This window comes from Natronospira sp. (assembly GCF_007134575.1).
In the GTDB taxonomy this organism is placed as follows: Bacteria; Pseudomonadota; Gammaproteobacteria; order Natronospirales; family Natronospiraceae; genus Natronospira; species Natronospira elongata.
This window is the reverse complement of the sequence record NZ_SLKM01000109.1, coordinates 1-9,435: the sequence shown is the minus strand read 5'-3', so window position 1 is coordinate 9,435 and position 9,435 is coordinate 1. Positions and strand designations below refer to the sequence as shown.

The 9,435-nt window shown below is 64.9% G+C and carries 6 protein-coding genes; 4 read left to right on the top strand and 2 right to left on the bottom strand.

Annotated features, from left to right (window positions below; genetic code table 11):
- Positions 1-2,384 (bottom strand): fused MFS/spermidine synthase (locus ACJWXQ_RS04290; RefSeq protein ID WP_406672237.1); only part of this gene is annotated, 2,384 nt, incomplete at its 3' end.
- Positions 2,385-2,525: 141 nt separating this feature from the next.
- The gene (locus ACJWXQ_RS04285; protein WP_346053187.1) at positions 2,526-4,979 is read right to left on the bottom strand and encodes a heavy metal translocating P-type ATPase; all 2,454 of its coding nucleotides are present in this window, start codon (positions 4,977-4,979) and stop codon (positions 2,526-2,528) included.
- 65 nt (positions 4,980-5,044) lie between these two features.
- On the opposite strand from ACJWXQ_RS04285, the gene ACJWXQ_RS04280 reads away from it, so the two are divergent.
- The 4 genes from ACJWXQ_RS04280 to ACJWXQ_RS04265 form a co-directional block, all read left to right on the top strand.
- Positions 5,045-5,428 carry a hypothetical protein gene (locus ACJWXQ_RS04280; protein WP_346053185.1) on the top strand — a complete coding sequence of 128 codons (384 nt, stop codon included), beginning with the start codon at positions 5,045-5,047 and terminating at the stop codon, positions 5,426-5,428.
- A gap of 76 nt (positions 5,429-5,504) precedes the next feature.
- Positions 5,505-6,791: a TolC family protein gene (locus tag ACJWXQ_RS04275; protein ID WP_346053183.1), complete on the top strand. Its 1,287-nt coding sequence runs from the start codon at positions 5,505-5,507 to the stop codon at positions 6,789-6,791.
- A gap of 2 nt (positions 6,792-6,793) precedes the next feature.
- Positions 6,794-8,371 (top strand): efflux RND transporter periplasmic adaptor subunit, encoded by a 1,578-nt coding sequence (locus ACJWXQ_RS04270; RefSeq protein ID WP_406672236.1) that lies wholly within the window; start codon positions 6,794-6,796, stop codon positions 8,369-8,371.
- Between the two features lie 136 nt (positions 8,372-8,507).
- The coding region (locus tag ACJWXQ_RS04265; protein ID WP_406672235.1) for an efflux RND transporter permease subunit at positions 8,508-9,435 on the top strand (928 nt) is incomplete at its 3' end.

Below are 9,435 nucleotides of genomic sequence, written 5' to 3'. Positions count from 1 at the left end.
CTCAGCCCGGCAGTGACAAAGCCGCGCTGGCGATCGTTGAGCTGCTCGAGATAGGGATCCCGCCCCGGCGGCATCGCATCGGCCAGGGCTTCATAAAAACGGGCCAGGTCCATGCCCACGAACCAGTCATCCTCGCCCCGCTGGGTTCTCGGCGCCCCGTATTCGATTACAGGACGGTTGTCAGTATTGAGTGGGCCGTTGCTCAGCATTCCGCTGTCGCCGATATTCCCGATATAAAAGCGCATCAAGGCAGCCAGGGTGGCCTCCGGGTCGGTGCCCGGTGCGGCCATGGCCAGGGTGTTGGCCTCGACCGCCTCCACCGGCAGGGCGGTCTCATCGCCATAGGCCACCAGGGCCACGATGGGCCCGCGCGGATACATGTCGCCCCGCCACAGCACCACCTGCGGGAAGACCGAAGCCACGGTGCGGGCAATGGTCTCGAACTCCTGTCGCGAGAGCTGGTAGAGGGGGAGCCACTGGGCAAAGACCCCGCCCTCGGCCAGGCGGGATTTCACGATCTCATAATGCTCCACGGTATAGAGATTGCCGGTGCCGGCCTTCCAGGGCGTGAACAGATCACTGACGATGACATCGTGCTGCCGGCGATCACCGGCCAGGCAGTTACGTCCATCCTCGGCCCGGATGCGCACCCGCTCATCGTCAAACAGGCCCTTGGCCGGTTCATTGAAATGCCGCTCGGCGAGATGAATCACCTCCGGCAACAGCTCGCAGATGGTGATCTCCGCCACCGGGAAATCCACCGCCGCCCCGGCGGTAATCCCCGTGCCCATCCCGAGAAAGAAGACCGATTGCGGGTCCGGGTGTAGCAGCAGGGGAATGCGTGCCTGGTTGCGCTCGGAATCCATGGCGCCGGTCCCGCCCAGGCGGTAGAAATTGTTCACCCGGATCAGACGATGCCCGTCCCGCTCGGTGGCAGCCGCCGTGGCATGGGCCCCTTCCACCAGCTCCAGCACGCGTTCGTTGGGGGCGAGCTGCAGGCGGTTGAACTGATTGCTGTCCACCACCAGCAGCGGCAGCAGCAGGCTTGCGCAGGCCGCGGACCAGGCCAGGCGGTGGCGCAGGGGGTGGACCCCGAGGGTGACCACCGCCAGCAGCAGATAGCCCCCGGCCATCATGAGAATGCTCGGCCACAGGCCGAAGAGGGCGAGCATGCCGAAGCCCGCCACCAGGGCACCGAGGATCGCGCCCACGGTATTGGCCGCCACCAGCCGGCCAATGGCCGTGCCGGGGATCACATCATCCCGCTCCAGGGCGCGCAGCAAGAAGGGAAACAGCGCCCCCAACAGGATGGCCGGGAGCAGCATCACCGCACCGGCCTGGACAAAGACACTGACGATGTAGCGGACAAAGCCGTCGTCCTGGCCCAGATAGGCCAGCCCGTCGGTGATGGCGTGGAAGCTGAACGGCGTGGTGGCCAGTGCCACCCCGGACAAGGCCAGCAGCCCGGCGGTCACCGCCACCGGGTCCAGGCGCCGGGCCGCCAGGCGGTTGGCCAGCGAGGCGCCAATGGCCAGCGCGGCCAAAAACAGGATCAGCACCACCGCATAGGTATAGACCGAGTTCTGCAGCACCTGGGCAAACATGCGCGTCCACAGCACTTCCACCGCCAGGGTGAGAAAGCCGGAGAGAAAGGCCAGCCACCACACCAGCCCGCGCCGAAAACCCGTGCCCACCGATCGGGCGGGCGCGGCCCTGCTCGCACCGGCATCCGCCGGCGTCGGCGCCGGCAAACGCCCCAGCCGCAGTGCCAGCAGCACGGCGGCCACCCCCACCAGCAGGTCCAGGCCCATGGCCAGCAGATAGGCGCCCGCAAAACCCAGCGCCAGGGGCAGGATGAAGGCCGCGGCAAAGGCCCCGCTCGCCCCGCCCAGGGTATTGAGGGCATAGAGCAGGGAACCGGTCCGCCCCAGGTCCTCCGGCTGGCGGATCAGGTGCTGGCCCATCATGGGCAGGGTGCCGCCCATCAGAAAGGCCGGCGGGAACAGCACGGTAAAGGCCAGCGCCGCCTTCAATAAGGTGTTGAGGGCAAGATTGTCCCCGGCCAGGGCATAAAAGGCCGGGTAGAGGGCGTGGTAGGCATCCACCAGCACAAAGTGCAAAAGCGCGGTGGCCGCCACCCCGATCTCCAGCAGCCCGAAGACCAGCAGCGGCCGCTCAAAGCGCGCCGCCAGCCGCCCCCAGAACCAGCCCCCCGCCGCAATCCCGGCGAAGAACACCGCAATGGTGACGGCCGCAGCCTGCGCCGTGGCCCCAAACAGCAGACCCAGCTCCCGCAGCCAAAGCACCTGATACACCAGGGCGGCAAAACCTGAAACGAATAGCAGCGCCAGGGCGGCAAGAAACAGCGGGGATTGGCGGCTCATGGGGATCTCGAGATCATCGGGCGATTGGAGGCGTTACATAGTAACAAAGCCGACATGCTTGGCGTACCTCTGCGCGAGGCAATAATTCCCTCTTTTGAATTTCCTTAGCGTCTTCGCGTCTTGGCGCGAGGCCGCTTTTTCTCAAACAGCAAACCGCCGCAACCTCAAAGCATTGCTCAGCACGCAGATACTGGACGCCGCCATGGCCAGGGCCGCGAACATGGGCGACAGCAGGACTCCTATGACGGGATAGAGCACACCGGCTGCAACCGGAATCAACGCCGTGTTGTAAGCAAAGGCCCAGAACAGGTTCTGCCGGATGTTGCGCAGGGTGGCGCGGGAGAGGCGGATGGCGCGGTGGACGCCGGCCAGTTCTTCGCCCATGAGGACCACGTCCGCGCTTTCGATGGCCACATCCGTGCCGCTGCCGATGGCGATGCCCACATCGGCCTGGGCCAGGGCAGGGGCGTCGTTGATGCCGTCGCCGACGAAGGCGACCCGCTTGCCTTCCTTCTGCAGGGCTTCCACTGCCTCGACCTTGCCGTCCGGGCGAACCTCGGCCAGCACGCGGTCGATACCGACTTCTTTCGCCACGGCATCGGCGGTGCGCTGGTTGTCGCCGGTGATCATGACCGTTTCCAGGCCAAGGTCATGCAGGCGGCGGATGGTTTCCGCGGTATCGGCCTTGATGGGGTCGGCCACGGCCATGACGGCGGCCAGTTGCCCGTCGATCAGGGCGAAGATCGGCGTTTTTCCTTGATCGGCCAGGGCATCCACGCGGGACTGGACGGCGGAAATGTCCACCTTCTCATCCTTCATCAGGCCGGGGCCGCCGACGGTGATCTGCCGGCCGTCCACGTTGGCGGTCACGCCTCGGCCGGTGAGACTGTCGAAGTCCGATGCCTTGGGCAGCGCCAGTCCCCGTTCATGAGCTGCCGTGACGATGGCGCGGGCGATGGGGTGTTCGGAATGGTCTTCCACGGCCGCGATCAGGGCCAGGGTCTCTTGCTCATCGAAGCCTTCGAGCATGTCCATGTCCGTCAGGGCCGGGCCGCCCTCGGTGAGGGTGCCGGTCTTGTCGAAGGCCACCACATCCACGTCGCGCAGGCGCTGCAGGGCCTCGCCCTGGCGGAAGAGGGTGCCCATTTCCGCGCCGCGGCCGGTGCCGACCATGATGGAGGTGGGGGTGGCCAGGCCCATGGCACAGGGGCAGGCGATGATGAGCACGGCCACGGCATTGACCAGGGCCAGGCTCAGAGCCGGTTGCGGGCCGATGAAGTACCACACCGCGAAGGTCAGCAGGGCCACGGCAATGACCACGGGCACGAACACGGCGGTGACCTTATCCACCAGGGCCTGGATGGGCAGCTTGGCGCCCTGGGCGCGCTCCACCATGCGGATGATCTGGGCCAGTACGGTGTCACCGCCCACCCGGGTAGCGCGAAAACGCAGGCTGCCGCTGTCGTTGATGGTCCCGCCCACGACTTCGTCCCCGGCAATCTTTTTCACCGGCACCGGCTCGCCGGTGACCATGGATTCGTCCACATGGGACTGGCCTTCGATGACCTCGCCGTCCACGGGAATCCGCTCGCCGGGGCGAACCTGGATTTCATCCCCGGCCTGAACCTGTTCGATGGGCAGCTCCAGGGTTTGTCCATCCCGGATCACCCGGGCGGTCTTGGCCTGGAGTTTCATCAGCCGGCGAATGGCCTCGCTGGTGCGGCCCTTGGCGATGGCTTCCATGAAGCGCCCGGCGAGGATCAGGGTGATGATCACCGCCGAGGCCTCGAAATACACATGGGCGGTGCCCTCCGGCAGGATGCCGGGCAGGAAGGTGGCCACTACCGAATAGGCCCAGGCGGCGCTGGTGCCGATCATCACCAGGGAATTCATGTCCGGCGCGCCCCGCAGCAGGGTGGGCAGGCCCTGCTTGTAGAAGCGCAGGCCGGGGCCGAACTGCACGATGCTGGCCAGCACGAAGAAGACGTAATAGATGTTCTGCTGGCCGAGGGTCTCGGCCAGCCAGTGATGGAAGGGCGGGATGACATGCCCGCCCATGTCCAGGATGAAGATGGGCAGGGTCAGGGCGGCGGCGAGGATCAGGCTGCGCTTGAGCTTGCCCCGCTGGGCCTCGCGCTCGGCCTCGGCGGCATCGTCGTCACCCTCGCTTCGTCGATGGGCGGTATAGCCGACCGAGGCGACGGCTTGCTCCAGGGCACCCTCAGCCACGGCCCCGCGCAACAGGCGCACATGGGCGGACTCGGCGGCCAGATTGACGCGGGCGTCCATGACGCCCGGCACCTGCATCAGGGCCTTCTCCACCTTGCCCACACAGGAGGCGCAGTGCATGCCCTCGATGGCCAGCTCCAGTTCGTCTTCGATGGCCGGGTAGCCCGCGCGGCGGGTGGCCTCGAGCAGTTCATCCAGGGCCGGGCCGGGGGCGCCGGGCTCGACACTGGCCTGCTCGGTGGCCAGATTGACGCTGACCGCGCTCACGCCGGGGACGCCGGCCAGTGCCTGCTCTGCCCGGCGTACGCAGCCGGCGCAGCTCATGCCCTGAAGGTGCAGACGGATTTCCTGGGGATCGTTGCTCATGCGTTTTTGCCCATGACTGGAGGAAGGAACTCGCCTCGGGGGCAGAATTATTTCATACTAAGGGCATGACTGATGCGCGTCGACAACTGGCAGCCCTGATGCTGAGCCTGCTGGCCCTGGTGGCCTTCAGCGGTTCGGTGCTGGCTGATTGTGTCGAGGCGCTGAGCGAACCGGCGGCCGGCGACTGCCATGAAATGGCGGCCATGGACTGCCCCCATCACCATGCCGGGGAGGCCTGTCTTGAGGCGGCTGACTGCAACGGTGGCGAGGATGGGCTGATTCCCTCCGAGCGCAAGCAGGATCGGGACGCCCAGCCGGATGCCGTTGCCCTGGTGCTGTCCACCGGGCCGCCACCGACGACGGCTCGGATTGCCGAGCGCCCCCGAAGTCCCTCTTACCTTCCCAATGCCCGGCAGCGCTATCTCGAGTGCTGCCGTTTCCTGGAATAAACCCCTCGCCTGAACCGGATACCGCCGGCGGTTTGCCGGTGTCTGTGTATTTGCCGTAGCGAGAGGGTGAACCCCCATGAAAGTTCGACTGTTTGATGCCCTGGTGCCGGTGGCACTGGTGGCGGTACTGACCGTGACCTCGGCCTGGTCCCCGCTGAAAGCCGACAGCCCCGAAGTGCCAACTGACCGCCTGGATCTGTCCCGGGCCGAAGCCCTGGCCCTGGACCGGGACGCGGGCCTGGAGGAGCTGGCCCACCGGGCCGAGGCCGTGCGCGACAGGGCCGTGTCCGCCGGCGCGCTGCCGGACCCCGAGATGAGCCTGGGGTTCTCCAATCTGCCCGTGGACAGCTTTGACCTGGAAGACGACATGATGGCCATGGTCATGGTCGGTGTCCGCCAGCGCTTTCCGGCCGGCCAGAGCCGGCAGCTTTCCCGGGAACAGGGGGAGTTGGCCGGGCGTGGTGTTGATGCCGAATACCAGGCCAGAGAGCGGGAAGTGAAACGGCAACTGCGGCTGGCCTGGAATGACTGGGCCTATGCCACCAGGCAGTTGGAGCTGGCTCGGCAGGAACAGGAAAACTTCGAGGAGCTGGTCAGCATTACCCGCAGCCGCTACCGAAGTGGACTGGGCAGTCAGCGGGATCTGTCGCGGGCCCGTCTCGAGCGTGCGGCGGTGGAGGAGCGCATCCTGATGCTGGAGGAGGAACGGGATGCGGCGCGGGCCGAGCTGGTCCGCTGGACGGGATCCCTGCCGCGGGACATCTCCCCGGGTGAGGGTGAGCTTCCCGCGCTAGCGGCGCTCGATACCCTGATTGAGCGCCTGCCCGATCACCCGCTGCTGCAAGCCGCCCAGCGCCAGATCGAGGTGGCCGACAAGGGCGTGGAGATTGCCCGTCAATCCTATCGCCCCTCCTGGATGATCGAGGCCTCCTATGGCCACCGGCGGGCCCGGGACATGGATGATGGCCGCGCCAGTGACATGGCCTCGCTCATGGTGGGGTTCAGCCTGCCCCTGTTTACCCGCGATCGTCAGGACCGGGAGCTTTCTGCTGCGCGTGCGGAATCTCGCGCCGATCACTATCGCCGCATGGATCGCCTGCACGAAATGCAGGGCCAGCTTGAGCGGGAATACGCCCGCTACCAGCGCCAGCAACAGCTGGCCTCCCTGTACGAGGAACGTCTGCTGGATGAAGCGGCGGAAAGCGTGAGTCTTGAGTTTTCCGCCTACCGTGCCGACCGGGGGGATTTCCGTGATCTCATCCGTGCGCGGGTAGCCGAGCTGGATTACCGCCTGCGCTTGCTGGAAGTGAAGCAGCGCCTGAACAGCAGCCGAATTGAACTGAATTACCTGGCCGGGGAATGACCATGAAACTGTCAAATCTATTCAAGGCATTCATTGCCACGCTGATTCTGGTCGCGTTGGTGGCCTGCGGCAGTGGTGATGAGCATGCCAATCATGAGGGTCACGACGACCACGCCCACCATCACGAGCACAACCATGATCATGACGGTGATGAAAAGTGGTATTGCCCCATGCACCCCGAGGTCACCAGCGATGAGCCGGGCCGTTGTCCTGAATGCGGCATGGATCTGGTGCAATCGGATGAGGATGACGATCATGCTCACCATGACCACGGGCATGACCATGATCATCACCATGAGCACGACAATGGGGATGAGTGGTACTGCCCCATGCATCCGGAAGTGACCGATGACGAGCCGGGGCGTTGCCCCATCTGCGGCATGGATCTGGTCACTGACGAGGACGATGAGCACGATCATCACCACCACGACCATGGCCACGATCAGGGCCATGATCAGGCACATGACCACGATCACGATCATGCCAATGGTGATGGTGTCTGGACCTGCCCCATGCATCCCCAGGTGGAGCGGGATGAGGCGGGTCGCTGCCCCATTTGCGGCATGGATCTGGTGCCGCGTGACGATCATGACATGGATCCCGATCAGGTCATGGTCCCAGAGGGGATTCAGCAGGCCATGAATATCCGCACCCAGGCGGCCGAGACCGGTCGCCTGATGCGCCACATCGAAACGGTGGGGCGGGTGAGCTATGACGAATCCCGTCTCCAGCATATCCACCCACGGGTGGAAGGCTGGATACAGGCGTTGGATGTCACTGCGGAAGGTGATCGGGTGGAAGCCGGCCAGCGTCTTTTCACCCTGTACTCACCGGAACTGGTCAATGCCCAGGAGGAGTTTCTGCAGGCACTGCGGCGCGGTGATTCCGAGGTGATCAATGCGGCCCGCGCCCGTCTCCGTGCCCTGGATGTGCAGTCATCGGTGATCGATACCATCGATCAGAGCCGCGAGGTGAAGCAGTACATTCCCTGGTATGCACCGCATGACGGCTATGTGACCGCATTGGGTGTCCGCCACGGCATGTATGTCTCGCCGGGCCTGGAAATCATGGAATTGGCCGACCTCTCCAGCGTCTGGGTCATCGCCGATGTATTTGAATCCCAGGCGGACTGGGTGGAAGTGGGCCAGCACGCCATGATCGGTCTGCCTTTCAGCCCCGGTGAGCAGGCCCATTCGGATATCAGCCATATCTACCCGGTTCTGGATGAACGCACTCGCTCCCTGCGCGCCCGTTTGCCGGTGGATAACGGCGACAAGAATCTGCGCCCCGGTATGTGGACGGCGGTCTCCATTCATGCCTCGCCGTCGGAAGAAGGGGTGGTGATTCCCCTGGAGGCCCTGATTCGAACCGGCCGGGCCAATCGGGTGGTCATTCGCGAGGACGAAAGCCATTTCCGGGTGCGTGAAGTCACCCCCGGCATGGTCAGCGGCGACCGGGTGGTGATTCTCTATGGCATCGAGGACGGTGATGAGGTGGTGGTATCCGGCCACTTCCTGATCGATTCCGAAGCCAGCATCCGAGGTGGGCATGGTCGGGTTGAGGATCATTCCCATCATTGATGTCGCCACCTTCGTAGGAGCGAATTCATTCGCGATAAAGCCCTCGGCGGGTACAGAGGCTGGTTTAGCCCCATCGCGGATGAATCCGCTCCTACGGGCGTAGCAAGCGAGAGCCGATCATGGCTTGGAGTAACACATGATTGAGAGACTGATTCGATGGTCCATTGCCAACCGGGTGCTGGTGCTGATTCTGGCGCTGGTGACCGGGGCGGTGGGTCTGTATGCGGTCAAGCACACGCCGGTGGATGCCATTCCGGATCTGTCCGATACCCAGGTGATCGTGCGTGCCGAGGCACCCGGTCTGGCGCCGGAAGTGGTGGAAGACCAGGTGACCTATCCCCTGACCACGGCCTTGATGGCGGTGCCGGGGGCGGAAACCGTGCGTGGTTTTTCCATGTACGGCGATGCCTTCATCAATGTGCTCTTTGACGATGCCACCGATCTCTACTGGGCCCGCAGTCGGGTCCAGGAGTATCTGGGTCAGGTGGAAGGGCAGATGCCGGACGGCGTCACCGTCTCCCTGGGACCGGATGCCACCGGTGTGGGCTGGATCTACAAGTACGCCCTGGTGGATCGCACGGGCGGGCATGATCTGTCCCAGTTGCGTGCCCTGCAGGATTGGTATCTCAAGTTCGAATTGCAATCCGTGCCCGGCGTGTCGGAGGTGGCCACCGTGGGCGGCATGGTGCGCCAGTATCAGGTGGTCATGGACCCCGATCGCTTGCGCGCCTACAACCTGCCCATTGAGCAGGTGCGCCGTGCCATCCAGCGGGCCAATGCCGAGACCGGCGGCTCCACGCTGGAAATGGCCGAAGCCGAATACATGGTGCGAGCCTCTGGTTATATCCAGAGCCTGGATGACCTGCGTCTGATCCCCGTGGGCATTGATGCCAATGGCGTGCCAGTGATGCTGGAGAACGTGGCGGATATCCGTCGTGGCCCCGCACCCCGACGGGGCATCGCCGAACTGGACGGCGAGGGCGAGGTGACCGGCGGCATCGTGGTCATGCGCGATGGCGAGAACGCCCGCGAGACGATTCGCGCGGTCCGCTCCCGTCTGGATG